Source organism: Clostridium sp. CM038, from assembly GCF_055081105.1.
Map to the genome: position 1 here is coordinate 258,937 of NZ_CM143651.1, position 15,299 is coordinate 274,235.

13 protein-coding genes are annotated in these 15,299 nt (G+C 31.8%); 7 read left to right on the plus strand and 6 right to left on the minus strand.

Going from position 1 to position 15,299, the window contains the following annotated elements; all coding sequences use genetic code 11:
* Positions 1–169 precede the first annotated feature (169 nt).
* Both ACWJKS_RS01165 and ACWJKS_RS01170 read left to right on the plus strand, forming a co-directional pair.
* A complete protein-coding gene (locus ACWJKS_RS01165; protein ID WP_216304583.1) occupies positions 170–1,456 on the plus strand; it encodes a S1C family serine protease in 1,287 nt (428 codons plus the stop codon).
* Positions 1,457–1,628: 172 nt separating this feature from the next.
* Complete coding sequence (locus tag ACWJKS_RS01170) at positions 1,629–1,820, plus strand: hypothetical protein (RefSeq protein ID WP_165413630.1); 192 nt, start codon at positions 1,629–1,631, stop codon at positions 1,818–1,820.
* A gap of 137 nt (positions 1,821–1,957) precedes the next feature.
* Here ACWJKS_RS01170 and ACWJKS_RS01175 read toward each other — a convergent pair whose 3' ends face one another.
* A complete protein-coding gene (locus tag ACWJKS_RS01175; protein ID WP_216304582.1) occupies positions 1,958–3,958 on the minus strand; it encodes a fructose-1,6-bisphosphatase in 2,001 nt (666 codons plus the stop codon).
* Between the two features lie 258 nt (positions 3,959–4,216).
* Positions 4,217–5,890, minus strand: a complete 1,674-nt coding sequence (locus ACWJKS_RS01180; protein ID WP_462960270.1) for a SulP family inorganic anion transporter — start codon at positions 5,888–5,890, stop codon at positions 4,217–4,219.
* A gap of 409 nt (positions 5,891–6,299) precedes the next feature.
* On the opposite strand from ACWJKS_RS01180, the gene ACWJKS_RS01185 reads away from it, so the two are divergent.
* The 5 genes from ACWJKS_RS01185 (at position 6,300) to ACWJKS_RS01205 (ending at position 10,460) form a co-directional block, all read left to right on the plus strand.
* Positions 6,300–7,316: a MarR family transcriptional regulator gene (locus ACWJKS_RS01185; protein WP_462960271.1), complete on the plus strand. Its 1,017-nt coding sequence runs from the start codon at positions 6,300–6,302 to the stop codon at positions 7,314–7,316.
* A gap of 327 nt (positions 7,317–7,643) precedes the next feature.
* Positions 7,644–8,213 carry a LemA family protein gene (locus ACWJKS_RS01190; protein WP_216304635.1) on the plus strand — a complete coding sequence of 190 codons (570 nt, stop codon included), beginning with the start codon at positions 7,644–7,646 and terminating at the stop codon, positions 8,211–8,213.
* A 43-nt stretch (positions 8,214–8,256) separates the two neighbouring features.
* The gene (locus tag ACWJKS_RS01195) at positions 8,257–9,087 is read left to right on the plus strand and encodes a TPM domain-containing protein (RefSeq protein ID WP_462961030.1); all 831 of its coding nucleotides are present in this window, start codon (positions 8,257–8,259) and stop codon (positions 9,085–9,087) included.
* 373 nt (positions 9,088–9,460) lie between these two features.
* A complete protein-coding gene (locus ACWJKS_RS01200) occupies positions 9,461–9,793 on the plus strand; it encodes a PadR family transcriptional regulator (protein ID WP_216302338.1) in 333 nt (110 codons plus the stop codon).
* Positions 9,786–10,460 (plus strand): DUF1129 domain-containing protein, encoded by a 675-nt coding sequence (locus ACWJKS_RS01205; protein ID WP_216302337.1) that lies wholly within the window; start codon positions 9,786–9,788, stop codon positions 10,458–10,460. The genes ACWJKS_RS01200 and ACWJKS_RS01205 overlap by 8 nt, the downstream gene beginning before the upstream one ends.
* Before the next feature lie 342 nt (positions 10,461–10,802).
* On the opposite strand, the gene ACWJKS_RS01210 is transcribed toward ACWJKS_RS01205, so the two are convergent.
* From ACWJKS_RS01210 to ACWJKS_RS01225, 4 genes are all read right to left on the minus strand, one after another.
* Positions 10,803–11,717: a class I SAM-dependent methyltransferase gene (locus ACWJKS_RS01210; protein ID WP_462960272.1), complete on the minus strand. Its 915-nt coding sequence runs from the start codon at positions 11,715–11,717 to the stop codon at positions 10,803–10,805.
* 537 nt (positions 11,718–12,254) lie between these two features.
* On the minus strand, positions 12,255–13,409 hold the full coding sequence (locus ACWJKS_RS01215) for a glycerate kinase (RefSeq protein ID WP_216302335.1): 1,155 nt from the start codon (positions 13,407–13,409) through the stop codon (positions 12,255–12,257).
* Between the two features lie 43 nt (positions 13,410–13,452).
* Positions 13,453–14,775 carry a 6-phospho-alpha-glucosidase gene (locus tag ACWJKS_RS01220; protein ID WP_220287252.1) on the minus strand — a complete coding sequence of 441 codons (1,323 nt, stop codon included), beginning with the start codon at positions 14,773–14,775 and terminating at the stop codon, positions 13,453–13,455.
* A gap of 20 nt (positions 14,776–14,795) precedes the next feature.
* Positions 14,796–15,299: a PTS transporter subunit EIIB gene (locus tag ACWJKS_RS01225; protein ID WP_462961031.1), complete on the minus strand. Its 504-nt coding sequence runs from the start codon at positions 15,297–15,299 to the stop codon at positions 14,796–14,798.

A 15,299-nucleotide genomic window follows, 5' to 3' on the forward strand; every position in this document is an offset into this window, starting at 1 on the left:
AAAAGTTTGTTAACAAGTTTGTCACTAAATTGTAACATAAAGGTCTTAGAATGTAATTAAAGATAAAATAAAAAAAAGTATATATAAATCAAATTTTATTATAATGTTTGAGGGAATAATAGTTAATGACTAATATCTATACACCGGGGTAAATGAGGAGGAAAATAATATGAGCGACGATACAAATAACAATGAAACGAACGAAAACATAATCCATAGTGAAGGGGTTAACGAAAAACTTACGGTAAATGCAGATAATGATGGGTATAACGAAAAAGAAAGTGAAAACACTAATCTTAAGCTAGAAAATATTAATTATACGGAAGTAAACAATAAAAAGGTGAAAAAAAATAAATGTGGGATGGGTAAGAGAATATTATCTTACATAATAGTAGGTATAGTATGTTCTGCGCTTGGAGGTGTAGGTTCTGCTGTTGTAACAATGAATATGATTAAGGACACAAGAACGACTGGTACACCTGCAACTAATACACCGGCGTCTAGTAATTCAAATGTAAAGCTTACTACTGCTAATAGTACAGAGGAGTTAACTACACCTGAAATTGTAAAAAAGGTAGGGCCCGCTGTAGTTGCAATTTCTACAAATACATCTAGTGTAAGTAAGGATGTTAGGAGGCAAGATCAACAGCAAGAAGGTGTTGGAACTGGAATAATATTTAGTAAAGACGGATATATTTTAACTAACTATCATGTCGTAAGCGGGGCTCAGAATATTAAAGTTATGCTTAGTGATGGAAAGGAAGTTTCTGCAAAAATAATCAACTATGATGCTACAGCTGATGTAGCTGTAATTAAATTAGCTGATAATACTAATGTTCCAGGTGTGGCTGAATTTGGAGATTCAGATACGCTTCAGGTAGGGGAATCTGTGGTAGCAATAGGTAACCCTTTAGGGAAAGAATTACTGGGGTCTGTTACTAAAGGAGTTGTTAGTGCAGTTAATAGGCAAATAAGTATTGAAAATAAAGATTTAAAGTTTATTCAAACGGATGCAGCAATTAATCCAGGTAATAGTGGTGGCCCGCTTGTGAATTCTAAGGGACAAGTTATAGGGATAAATACTGCTAAAATAGGTCAAGAAGGAGTAGAAGGATTGGGGTTTTCAATACCGATTAATACAATAAATCCTAAAATTGAGAGTTTGCTTAAACCGGTTCTTAACATAGGAATTTCTTGCAGAGACATCACTGAAGATATTTCAAAGGAATACAATATTCCAGTGGGAGTATACATTGCACAAATTAAAGAGTTTAGTGCCGCAGAGAAATCTGGAATGCGAGTAGAGGACACAATTATTAAATTTGATGGTAAAAAGATTAAAACTGTGGAAGAAATAAATAAGATTAAAGGTACACATAAAGCAGGTGACATAATTAAAATAGAATTGGTTAGAGAAGGAAAGACGATAAAAGTAAATTTAACACTTTCTGAGTAAATTTAACGACATCAATTCGCGGCTCCACAGGAGATGATTTAATGTATAGGATAAATAAAAGAAGCAGGGAATCATACGATTCTCTGCTTCTTTTATTTATTAACAAATTTTTAAATTTAAAACACATAAAAAATATCTTTTGTGGGAAAATAGCAGTGAAGGAGTGATGAAAATGGAAATGAACACCAGAGACACTATTATGAAAAAATTATTAGATGCACAAGAAAATACTAGAGATTATCAATCATTTGCAAGAGAAGTATCGGAAGAAACAGTAAGTAATACATTTAGGGAATTTGCAGAACAATCTGCAATGCAAGCTCAAAAATTGCAAGAATTATTAAATGTGCATGACGGAAAGTAGAAATATTAGCTATTTAAATTAAGTTACTTATAACTCATATTATATTGCAGCCCTAAAAGTGATAATTAACAAGGGTAAAGCCACTTGGCTCATTGAGCATCAGGTGGCTTTAAATTCTAAGTTTTATAAAACTCTTTTTATAAGTTTACTCGTTGTTCTTTAATAAGTCCTTTTCTGTATGCTGTAAGAAGCGACTCTAAATCTTTAATTTGATCCTGAATGTCGAGACCTACATCCGTATCTATTACACGTATACGATACGTAGATTTTTCTAGAACTATAGTAGAAGAAAGAATATCCTTACCTTCATCGATAGCCTTTTGCGTAGATTCAAAAGGTGCATGGGATGCTAAAAGCAATCCATAGGAATTATAAATAAGTGTATAGCCTGCGATGCCTGTTTCTGGTTGGTAAGCCTTAGAAAAACCACCATCAATAACTAAAAGTTTACCATTAGCTTTTATAGGACTCTCTCCTTGTATAGTTCTTACAGGAACATGACCATTTATAATATGTGAATCATGGGGGTTTAACTCAAATTCAGCCAATATATTATTGCATATTGTTTCATCATCCCTATATTTATAGTATGGATTTTTAACTTCTGTATGAGCGCTTTTGTCATTTATAAAATATCGCTCAAAGGTAGTCATTCTATCCTTTCCAAATAAAGGCGAATTACAACCACACCACAAATACCATATGGTGTCCAAAGCATAAAGCTTAGATTCTGAATTTGCTTTCCCAAAATAGGCTTCTCTTGCGACACGTTCAGTTCTATCTATATAGGATTTTCCACTATAAGTGATGTTATCTATTTTCATTTTCTTAAAACTACCATCATCAGTCAGTGCAACGCATCCATGATAAAGCAAATTGGAGTTATATCTTAAGTACATACTACCTTTAGAATATAAGAAACGTATATGCTTTTGGAGCTTTTCACTATTTGAGAAAGAGGATTTAAGTTTGTCAATAAGTTCCCTTTCCTCTTCAGATAATTTATAAGGGTTACTTGGATCTATAGTTGGGAAATTAGTATCGTTTAGCGTATATTCTTTTCCCTCAATTTTAATGATACCCTTTTCATAATCTATCTCATCAAGAAGTAGCCTGTCCTGCATTTCATAATTAGGACGCCTTTTTATTATCGCACCTTCAAGCTTAAATTGAATTATAGAAATGGCTTTATGCATTTGAGACATTAGGTTAAGGTCTTTTTCTCCATAATTATCTTCAGAAAGAACTTTAGGCTTAAAGGATTTACATGGGTCATCCTTATAAAAATGTAGAGCGAAGGTTGCCAGGGGCAATAAGTTAATGCCGTAACCTTCTTCTATAGTATCTAAATTTGCATACCTCGTTGAAATACGAAGAACAGTAGCAATACAACTTTCAGAGCCGGAGGCTGCTCCCATCCAAAGTATATCGTGGTTACCCCATTGTATATCAATAGAGTGGTAACGCATAAGGGTATCTAAGATTATATGAGCTCCAGGTCCTCTATCATAAATATCGCCTAAAATATGAAGCCTATCTACAGTAAGCCTTTGAATTAGGTTTGAAATAGCAATTATAAATTCTTTAGCTCTCCCAATTTTAATTATGGTTTGAATAATTCCATTGTAATACTCCTGTTTATTAAAAGTGCTTTGTTGTTCGTGAAGTAATTCTTCAATAATGTACGAAAAATCTACAGGCAGTGCTTTCCTGACTTTAGATCTAGTATATTTTGAGGAGATGGTTCTACAAATTTTAATAAGTTTATGAAGAGTGATTTTGTACCAATCGTCTATATCATCCTCTTCTTTAAGCGCTAGGTCTAACTTTTGTTCAGGGTAATATATAAGGGTTGCTAGTTCTTTTTTTTCACTATCTCTCAGTGAATTACCAAAAATATCATTAATCTTTCTTTTGATTACGCCAGAGGCATTCCTAAGAACATGGTTGAAGGATTCATATTCGCCATGAATATCTGTAAGAAAATGCTCAGTTCCTTTAGGTAGGTTTAAGATAGCTTGTAGATTTATTATTTCGGTACAAGCATCTGGAATTGTGGGATACTTGCTAGCCAACAACTTAACATATCTCAAATCTTCCTCTATAGCATCAATTGGTGTCTCACTAGAAAATATCATTTTTGACTCTCCTTTATAATGGAAATAATTCTATTGGGGTAGCCCATTTAATATAAAGGCTACAGTTAATAGTATAATACATTTATATAGATTATTGTAATATTAAAGCAAAATATTTTTTATTTTAAATATAGGTTAATTACAAAAATATGATTTTGGAGAGTACTTGTATTTGAAACAGGTAGGGCTTAAACAATAAAAAGTACACTGACTTATGCCAATGTACTTTTTAGTATAGGTAAGATATCTCTTACTATTTTATAAAATTTGATGTTTTAATGAGACTTTAGGAGTTTTCAGTAGTAAATTAGCCCTAGCAATAGCTTCTTCAACATTACTGCAGAAATTTTCTTTTCCTAGAATATCTATAAACCCATATTTTTCAAGAACATTAGTAGGCTGTTCTTGAAGATTTAATATTATTAACTGAGTGTGATGTTTTGTGCAAAGGGAGTGAAGCATTTTTAAAGCGTGGTATCCCGTAGCATCTATAGCAGGTACATTGGGCATTTTTACAATTAAAATTTTAGTAGGAATACCTATTTCTCTAATAGCATGTACAAATTTATCTGCTGCACCGAAAAAGAAAGGTCCATTAATTTCATATAGAGATACATTTTCTGGAGTCTTTATGCTATCTATAAGCTCTACTTGGTCTTCGTCTTTATGTTCATCTAGAACAAATCGTACGTCTGTAACATCTGCCATTCTTCTCATAAATAGCAATGATGCAAGAAGTAAGCCTACTCCTATAGCGATTACTAGATCGAGGAAGAGTGTCAAAAAAAAGGTAACTAAGAGCACTAAAGCATCACTTTTAGGAGCTTTAAATATTTGCTTAAAGGATTCCCATTCTCCCATATTGTACGACACTATAATTAATATTGCTGCCAAAGACGACATAGGTACAAGTTTTACATATGGCATAAATAATAAAAGTATTACGAGCAGTGCTAAAGCATGAACAATACCCGCAACAGGAGTTCTGCCACCGTTTTTTACATTAGCGGCAGTTCGTGCTATTGCACCAGTTACAGGAATGCCTCCCACAAGACCAGAACAAATATTAGCAAACCCTTGAGCTACAAGTTCCATATTAGATCGGTGTGAACCACCAATCATACCATCAGCGACTACTGCAGATAGTAAGGACTCTATACCACCTAAAATTGCAATTGTTAGAGCTGGAAGCATGAGTTCTTTTATCATACTAAAAGAAGTATGAGGAGGAGAAATACTGGGCAATGAACTTGAAATCTCACCAAACCGGCTTCCGATAGTTTCTATATTTAAATTAAATAAAAGGGTTAATATAGTGGCTATCACTATCGAGACAAGCGTCCCTGGAATTTTTTTATTTACTTTAGGCCAAAATATAATTATTAAAAGTGAAAGAATACCAATAATCATACTTTGCATGTTTAAAGTGTTTAAATTATTAAAGTAAGCAATCCATTTAGGAACAAAGTCTGAAGGCACGGTTTGCATGGTTAGCCCAAAGAAGTCTTTAATCTGAGTGGAGAAAATAATAATAGCGATACCGCTTGTAAATCCGGTGGTAATAGGGTAGGGAATAAATTTTAACATACCACCAAATTTAAGAAGTCCCATTATTATAAGAAAGATGCCTGCGAGTATTGTCGATACAATTAGGCCATCGATGCCATATTTTTCAACAATACCAAATACAATAACTACAAAAGCACCAGTAGGACCACCAATTTGAACCCTGCTTCCTCCAAGCAAAGAGATTACAAATCCGCCGACGATTGCTGTATAAATCCCTTTTTCGGGAGAGGCACCAGAAGCTATGGCAAGAGCGATAGATAAGGGGAGAGCAATAATAGCAACAATAATTCCAGCAACAAAATCTTTGATAAACTGCTCTTTAGAATAATTTTTTAAACAGGTAAATAGTTTTGGGACGAACATAATTTTCACTCCTCTATTTTAATTAGCATTCGAATATTAAAAATAACTATAAAAGAGTATTATTTTAATTAGCATTCGAATATTAAAAATAGATACATATGAGTACTACTTTACTCCAAATATAATTATTTTTAATATTATTATACTTGAATATTACTTTACTCCAAATATATTAGTTTTTGATATTAAAATTCTATAAACAACAAAACTGTATTTAGGTATACGTGATATTAAATACTGTATAACATATTTATTATATCATATTTTACACAAAAAAAATATATTTTGTTATAAGAGAAAATCCTTTTATTGATTTGGTATAACATTTTTGATACAATATTGAATGTTAGATAGGCGTGTGAAATAATAAATCCTATTAATGCTAAACTAACATATAAGGGGACATATTATGGAACAAAATGAGCATTTGTTTAATATACATTCGTTATATAATCTAGCGAGATATGCTTTTTTAAAAATTGAATCTAATTACGCAAGGATGGTAGAAACTTCAGGTATAACTTTGCCACAACTTAGAATTCTTTGGATTATCAAAGTGTTTCCAGGAATTTCACTTAGTAGCGTCGCAAGGATTGGATGCTGGACTTCGCCTACTGTTAGTAATATGATTAAAATTTTGATGAGCAAAAATTTGATATTTAAAGAAGAAGCTAATAATAAAAAGGCATATAAATTTCAATTAACAGAAAAGGGTAATTGGTTTATTTATATAAATAAACAGGATAAGAAAAAAAAGATCTATCTTTTTGACTTAATAGGATTATTTTCACATAAGGAATTAGATTTTATTATAGAAATTTTTACTGGAATTATAATAAAAGAAAACAAAGAGTTTATTTTTGATTATATTGAGAAGCTTAATGAAATGAATTTAAAGATTGATTTAACAGATTTTGATACAAATGAAGTTAGTATTATAAAAAAGACTATTAGTGTATATAATCTTTTAAGAACATTCATATTAACTATTAAAAGCAATCATAGTGAACCACTTAAGGAATTTAATGTAACTTATGCTCAGCTTAGAGCCTTGTGGATAATTGCTGCATTCCCAGGTATTACATCAAGTGAATTAAGTGAAATTAGCTTTTGGTCACCTTCTACAGTTCATGTAATAGTAAAGAATTTAAATAGTAAGCATTTTATTCATAAAGAAAAAGCTCTAATAAAAAATGCCTATTACTTAGATATATCTCAGCAAGGCGAAGTGTTAATAATAGAAGATTATAACAAGAATCAAAAAACTTTACTGATCTTTGAAGAATTGAAAGAGATTAGTTCGCAGGAAATTTTAAAGTTAAATTCTCTTTTAGTGAGAATGAATGTTAGATTAGGAAATTACAAAACAGAAGAATACATAAAAAAAACCTTCGCGTTTATTGAAAGTAGTGCATTGGGAGAGTGAAAATTTAGGGTCTGTTTAAGAATGCTAGATAATTTAGTAAAATAAAGGAAGCCATAATGGGTTCCTTTATTTTATATTCCAATCAGATTTTACAATTATTTAAAATTTAATAAAAGGTTGTTAACCAAAGGATAAATTTAAATAATATATTTTTGAAATAATACATAATTTTAAAGAATAAATAGCAAATTAGTATAGTACGCTTAATGAATTCATAAATTATTATATAAGGATAAATTTGCTTTAATAATTATATCTATTATAATTAGATACATGAAATAGTTAATAACTATTATATATTCTATAAAACAAAAAGGTGGTATAGAAATGAATAAAACATTAAGAACGATTGCAATTGTTGCAGCAATATTTCTAGTAATAACAATGCCTATTATTGGAGGTTACAATAAGATTGTAAGTTTAGAACAAAAGGTAAAAGTTACAGAAGGAAACATAGATACACAATTGCAAAGAAGGTCTGATTTAATTCCTAATTTGGTAGAAACGGTGAAAGGCTATGCATCTCAGGAAAAAGATATATTTATAAAAATAGCAGATGCCAGGGCTAAACTTGCAGGAGCAAAAACGGTGCCAGATAAAGCGCAAGCGGATAGCGAACTTGGAAGTGCGGTTTCAAGGCTATTAGTAGTTGTAGAGAATTATCCGGATTTAAAATCTAGTCAGAATTTTAGGGACTTAACGGTAGCTCTTGAAGGTACAGAAAATAGAATAGGAACAGCGAGGCAGGATTATAACACAAATGTTTCAAGTTACAACAGCACAATTAAAAAATTCCCGACGAACATTATTGCAGGGATTTTTAGATTTGATGAAAAGGCATATTATAAGGCTAGTGAATCAGCTAAAGTAGTACCAAAAGTTGACTTTACTAAGTAGGAGATAGAATATGAAGACTTATTTAATGAAATTAATTAGGAACATTCATAATTTTTCATCAAGCATGATTACGAAAGCAAAAATCAGCACAAAAGTTATTTTTGCAGTTATGATAAGCGTATTTTTACTGAGTCAAGTAACAGTTATAAATATAGTGAATGCAGAGACCAAATATCCTAAAGCTACAGAATTAAAATATGTTAATGATTACGCTGGAGTGATAGATAGTAAATCTACAGAATATATTTTGTCAGTAGGTAAGGAATTAGAAGCCAAAACAGGTGCACAGGCTACTGTTTTGGTTATAGATTCGCTGCAAGGAGAGCCTATAGAAGCGTATACTACTGGGATTTTTAGAAGTTTTGGTATTGGACAAAAGGGTAAAAATAATGGGCTATTAATTTTATTATCAATGAAAGAAAAAAAGTGGAGAGTTGAGGTAGGTACAGGTCTAGAAGGGGCTGTTACGGATATATACTCCTCAAGGGTTATGAATGATTTTGCAGTGCCAAGATTTAAGCAAAATCAATATGGAGAGGGTCTTAGGGCAGCATATTCAGCTTTAGCAGATAATATAGCTAAAGAATATAATGTAAAACTAGATAAGAATGTTAATGTTCCACAATATGTTGAAAGTTCAAACGTCTCTAAAAAGGGAAGTGGAATTCTAGCAATAGGATTTATCGTATTAGTTTTTCTTGACTTTGTTCTTAATAGAGGAAGAATAACCAGATTTATTATTACATTGCTATTTTGGAGTTCAATCGGTAGACGTGGTGGCGGAAATGGTGGTGGCTTCGGAGGTTCCGGAGGTGGCTCTGGAGGCTTTGGAGGAGGATCATCAAGTGGCGGAGGATCTTCTGGAGGTTGGTAATAAAATAATTTGGTGGAATTAAATATTAAAAAGCAGAAAACAATGTGTTTTCTGCTTTTTAATATTTATAAATAATCACTATGAAAGCTTATGAGTGGTATTGGTATCGAAGGGATAATTATCAGGTTCTCAAGTGCTATTCGCAACCTCTGCATCCATAAAGGAGAATAAGCAAACGAATTCCTATGCTTTAATTTTACCTTATCTGCTATATAAGATTAGAAGTTAATGAGCATATTATTTATAGTGTAGTCCAGTTTGTTACTCCTGTAATTACTAAAGGTGTATCAAGTATTCATGTACTTGACATAGCAACATAGTTGCAATACAATATAGTGACTATGTTGTTAAATTACATGGTAGGTGATATAATATGGCAAATTATTCTCAATTATTAAAAGGAATTTTAGAAGGTTGTATATTAAAAATAATTTTAAAAAAAGAAACCTATGGATATGAATTATATAGTTCATTAAAAATTAGTGGTTTTGAGGACTTATCTGAAGGAACTTTATATCCTTTGCTAATCAGGTTGGAAAAAAATGGGTTATTGTCCTCGGTAAGCAGGGACTCACCGCTGGGACCAAAACGAAAATACTATTCTCTTACTAAATTAGGGGAACAGGAATTTTTAGACTTTTGTAGCTCCTGGGGTAAAATTTCAAAATCAGTTAATAAGATATTGGGGGACGACCTAAATGATTAAAACAAAGGCATTAATAATGCAATTAAATAAAGCATCTGAAAAATTATCTTTAGAAAGCAAAGATGTATTTGATGACATTGTAGTCTATGTAAGAACATCCAATATAAAAACAAGGGACGCTGAAGAATTTCTACAACAGATACTAGACAGCTTTTTAAATGCAGAGCAGCAAGGTGTAAGCATTGAAAATGTACTAGGAACAACAGATATTAAGCATTACTGTGAAGAAATAGTAAATACCTATAAATCAAACTATCATTACTCATCACTATGTAGCGAATATGTTATGTACACAGGTATGATCATAACAATATTATCAATTATTAATTATATTACACAAAATTTCGAAGCAATTATAAAATATGGTATTAATGATTTTACTCTCATTCTAAATTTTAATTTAGGAATTATTTTGCAATTTTTGATTATAGGTATTACGATCTTTGCTATTATCATTTTTCTCAAAAAAAACTGCTTTAAGAAAACTTTCAAAGTTAGCAAAACAAAAGAGTTTTTTAAAGTTTGGGTAATAGGATGTCTATGGTTTTGTATTATGTTTGCTTGCACATTTTTAAGGGAAATATTAGAATTTAAATTAAATATAATTTTAGTTCTTATTATTGGAATCGCGTTATATTTTGTAGGGAAATATGCATCAGAAAAATAAAGACAGACTTTGCATTTGTCACTTTAAAATATTTAAATGCAACTTTATTGGAATCTAGGGCTTGCACCTTCAATTGCATGAACAAAGTTAAAATTGAAATTAACCAATTTTACTGGTTTTCAAAAAAACAATACAAATTATGTGAAACGTAAATTTTCTGTCATAAGCAGTTATTTTCATATAAAACCCATTTAATTGGAATGAGAAAATAACAATGACGTGAAAAGAGACTTTAACGACATCCTTAATATATTAAACCCCATATCTAATGATATGGGGTTACTTGAGACGATATTTGTTGTACATAAGTTCAACCTATTATTAGGTTTTCTCATTTTGGTTTTAGTTTCTCACTGCCAAGCAATAATTTACATTATCAAAGGCTGTTATAGGATGCTCTGGATTTAATTTATTATATTTTTTGAAATACTGCTCTGTTATTTCATTCGGTGTCAAATGCTCATAAATCAAGAAATTACTATCAGCTAATAAATTTTTAAGCTCTGAATAGGAATAGCTTGCAAGCATTTTCTCATTAGCCCCACCAGCCAGTGCTACTTGTTTTTTTGTTCGTTCTCCTGCTTTTGGGGTATATGAATCCTCATCTGGATAATCAAAAATAATAACACTGCCTTTTGGTACAATACATGAAATAGTGTTGAGTGTTTCAGCAAAAGTCCGCTTAGACAAATAGTAGCTTATCCCAAGCAAACTGCAAAAACTGATTTTACTTTGATCAAATTCAAAGCAGTCAATTAAATTGCTTTCCCAGTTGTTTTCTGTAAAATCAATTGATACGTAGTGCAGATTGGTAGGTTTTTCTGATAATACTGATTGAATACGATTTTGTTTGTCAGAACCAGTGGCCGGATGGTCAAGTTCAAAAATTTGAATGTTTGATGCCCAATCAGGCTGACGATATGCAAATGTATCATAACCGGCAGCGAAAATTACATATTGTTTTGCGCCAACTCTCACAGCATTTTCAAGTGCTTTCTCCGCAAATGCTGATCTACCAAGTGGAGTTGGAGATAACTGATTATCTACAATCCAATGTAATGCTTCTTTCTGTGTACCGTCAAATAATGGATTGAAAAAATTGATTCCTTTTGACATGTTACTTGAAATTTGTTCGTATTCATTCTCAGTTAAAATGTCTTTTGCCAAGTAATCATCAAATACTTTTTCTGTATTTTGTACTGAATGATATGCCCTTGAAAATGCGCTTATCAATGCGGTCATGCTTTTTTGATCCATAAAATTATCACCTCTAATAATTAATACCATTTCATTATCAACAGTACAAGACTTGAAATTTTCCTTATTTTGTGGTATAATATAGGATGAAAATATAAAAGTTTACAAAATAGTAACATTTATAACGATGGCTTTTAGAATTCAGTAGAATAACAAAAGCCATCGCATCTATGAAAGAGTATATAAAAAACAAAATTAATAAATAACCATGAAAAGAGACAAATGACGTGAAATAAAAATTGAACTAAACCGCTAACAGCGGTGGCAGACGAGTGCTAATACGTTAATTTAATTTTTACTTAAATAGAATATAAAGAATTATCTTAAGTAACTAAGATAATTCTTTATTAGAAGGTGCACTTCCTACATACTTTTATTGTCGAAATATTAATAAGGGGAACCGAGATACGCGTAAAACCGGTAATTTAATGTAAAAGTTTTCCATCAATTTACCGGTTCAATTATTTCTTCATCAAGACTTCCCCATTCTATTACACTCGAAATTTTCCCCACAACAACTGTTGGTTCTGCTATAATTTACTCTTTTCCGTTAAAATACAATACTTTTATCAATCTAGCAATATTTTCAGATGCTTTTTTAATGCTATTATATCCATCTTTCAGCGCTTCCTCTAAGTTTTTAGGCTTATCTACTATACCAAAAACTGAAGTTACTCCCATTGAGTATAATTCGTCTATATCATCTCCAACTTTGCCAGCGAGCACAATGGTTGGTATATTATACTTTTTAGCAATGTGTGCAACTCCAGCTATGGTTTTTCCATACTTTGTTTGGCCATCTATACTTCCTTCACCAGTTATAATAAAATCTGCATCTTTAATTCTCTCCTCAAATTTAGTGTGCTTTATAACTAAATCTACACCTCTTAATAAACTACCATTTAATAAAAGGAAAGCCCCACCTAATCCGCCTGCAGCACCGGTCTTTGGTATATTAGAAATATCAAAGTCAAAGGTTTCTACTAATGCCTTGGCAAAATTAATCATTCCAAGTTCGAGTTCATCTGCAATTTCGCCTTTGGCACCCTTTTGAGGTCCAAAAACTTTAGTTGCCCCATTTTCCCCAACAAAAGGATTTTGGACATCACAGGCTACTTCTATACTTATTTTTTTTAGTCTAGTATCCATCTTAGAAATATCTAATTTATGAATTTTAATTAACTCTTTTCCACCAAGTCCTAATTCATTACCCTCCGTATCTAGAGCTATCACTCCTAATGCTTGTAACATCCCTAGACCTCCATCGTTTGTAGAAGATCCTCCAAGTCCAATTATTAAGTGATCTGCTCCTTTATTCAAAGCATCAAGAATCATTTCTCCAACTCCAAAAGTTGTTGTAAACATTGGATTTCGTTTAGAGTGTTCCACTAAATACAGCCCACAAGCTTCTGCCACTTCAATTACTGCCTTTTTTTCTTCTACTAACCATCCATATCTAGCCTCTGTCTTTTCACCTAAAGGACCTGTAACTATTACGTTTCTAAATTCTCCTTTTTGAGCATTTACTATAACCTCAGAGGTCCCTTCCCCACCATCCGCCATAGGAATAATATCAAATTCTGCATCTTTAAAGATACTCTTTATGCCACTTTTCATAGCATGGGATGCTTCAAATCCACTTACACTTTCCTTAAAAGAATCAGGTGCAATCACAAATTTAAGTTTTTTCATTATATCCCCTCTTTATAAATCGCTTATAAATCAATTGCAAAGTTTATTTAAGTTCTGGCCAATATCCTTTATTTGCTAAAATTAACGCATCAAGTACTTTACGTGCTTTTTCAGCAGATACTACTGTTCTATTTAAAGTTAGAGCTTGCAAAGCTTTTTGGTATGAACCTTCCATATATGCATCGACAGTTAGCTTTTCATAAGCTAATTGACCCTCCATTAATCCTTTATAGAAAGTAGATATATTTCCTACAGCGAGGGGTCTTGGTCCATTAGATGTCATTACAGCTGCTACTTCTACCATTGCATCATCTTGAATATTTGAAATCACACCATTATTTTCAGTTATTACTATATATATACGTTGTTTATTATAAGCAATAGACTGGGCAACTTCTATCATGAATTCACTATGTGCATCATTGTGTACAAGTACCGAACCTCTTGAAGTACCCACTTGTGTAACTCGTATGCATTCTTCAAACACTTTTCTTTCTCTACCATCCATTACTTCATTAGCACGAGTATAATTTGGATCTGAGTGTGCTACTTTTTCGCTTGGATATAAATAATATTGTAAGTAGGTATTTGGAAGATACTCTGGGAAGTCTTTAAGCATCTTTGAAACATTCTCATAAGTTGCAAGCCAAGATTTGTCGCGTTGCTCTGCATCAACAGGCTTAAACCCATTTTCACATATTAATTCTCTTAACTTTGGAGCTAAGTCTGTTCCATCTTTATCAAATAAATGTGTAAACCAACCAAAATGATTTAATCCAAAGTAAACTGGTTCAAACTCACTAGAATCCATTCCTAAAATTTTACCGTAAGATCTTAATAAATTTACAGGTTGATCACACATGTTCAATATTTTTTTATCATCCGGAAATACTCTTCTAACTGCCTCTGCCACTATAGCTGCTGGATTTGTATAGTTTAAAATCCATGCATCTTTTGAGTATTTACGGATATCATTAATAGTGTTTATCATATCACCTATAGAACGTAATCCATAAGCAAATCCACCTGCACCACAAGTTTCTTGTCCTACAAGCCCCATACTTAATGGTATTTTTTCATCTTTTTCACGCATTTTAAATCCGCCAGTTCTCATCTGCATAAACACAAAATCCACGTCTTTATAAGCCTCTTCTACATCTGTTGTATAATAAAATTCTAATTCTGGATAGTTTTCTGAAAATAACACCTTTGCAAATTCACCAATAATTGATTGTCTTTGCGCATCAATGTCAAACAGGACTAACCTATTCATTGGGAATGTTTCTTTCATTTTACATAGGCTTTGTAATAGTCCTGGAGTCCATGTACTTCCTCCCCCAACTAGCGTTACGTTAAACTTTTTCAATTGAATCACTCCTATTTATATTATTTTACTGATTTTAAATTGTAAATATAATCATCTACCATGTTTCGTATTTTTGTAACTCTTCCCCCATAAACAATATGAATTGTATTTGGATCAGGAATAATTATACCATTTGGTTTTGTCTTTTTTATTAAATCCTTATTTATTTTTGAACCATCTTTTAACTCAACACGCAAACGTGAAATGCAGTTATCTACATCCACAATATTGTCAAGACCGCCTAGGCCTTCAACGATATTACGTGCTGAAATTTTATCATCACCAGTTAAAGCTTCTCCAGTTCCCGTTTCTTCTTCAGAATCTTCAAAGTCAGATTTACTTCTTCCAATTGTCATTACGTTGAATTTAGAAATAATAAAGCTAAATGAGAAATAATACATTGCAAAGAAAATCGGGCCTAAAAACAAGTAAATAACCCATTTCGTTTGTGCACCTTGTAATACTCCGAAAACAAACCAGTCAATAATTCCACCTTGAATATTTCCAATAGCAGCATGAAACAT

Bases quoted from the DNA above. Each gene is read 5' to 3' on its own strand.
- ACWJKS_RS01165 (WP_216304583.1), top strand. From the start codon at position 170: ATGAGCGACGATACAAATAACAATGAAACGAACGAAAACATAATCCAT.
- ACWJKS_RS01170 (WP_165413630.1), top strand. From the start codon at position 1,629: ATGGAAATGAACACCAGAGACACTATTATGAAAAAATTATTAGATGCA.
- ACWJKS_RS01175 (WP_216304582.1), bottom strand. From the start codon at position 3,958: ATGATATTTTCTAGTGAGACACCAATTGATGCTATAGAGGAAGATTTG.
- ACWJKS_RS01180 (WP_462960270.1), bottom strand. From the start codon at position 5,890: ATGTTCGTCCCAAAACTATTTACCTGTTTAAAAAATTATTCTAAAGAG.
- ACWJKS_RS01185 (WP_462960271.1), top strand. From the start codon at position 6,300: ATGGAACAAAATGAGCATTTGTTTAATATACATTCGTTATATAATCTA.
- ACWJKS_RS01190 (WP_216304635.1), top strand. From the start codon at position 7,644: ATGAATAAAACATTAAGAACGATTGCAATTGTTGCAGCAATATTTCTA.
- ACWJKS_RS01200 (WP_216302338.1), top strand. From the start codon at position 9,461: ATGGCAAATTATTCTCAATTATTAAAAGGAATTTTAGAAGGTTGTATA.
- ACWJKS_RS01205 (WP_216302337.1), top strand. From the start codon at position 9,786: ATGATTAAAACAAAGGCATTAATAATGCAATTAAATAAAGCATCTGAA.
- ACWJKS_RS01210 (WP_462960272.1), bottom strand. From the start codon at position 11,717: ATGGATCAAAAAAGCATGACCGCATTGATAAGCGCATTTTCAAGGGCA.
- ACWJKS_RS01215 (WP_216302335.1), bottom strand. From the start codon at position 13,409: ATGAAAAAACTTAAATTTGTGATTGCACCTGATTCTTTTAAGGAAAGT.
- ACWJKS_RS01225 (WP_462961031.1), bottom strand. From the start codon at position 15,299: ATGTTTCATGCTGCTATTGGAAATATTCAAGGTGGAATTATTGACTGG.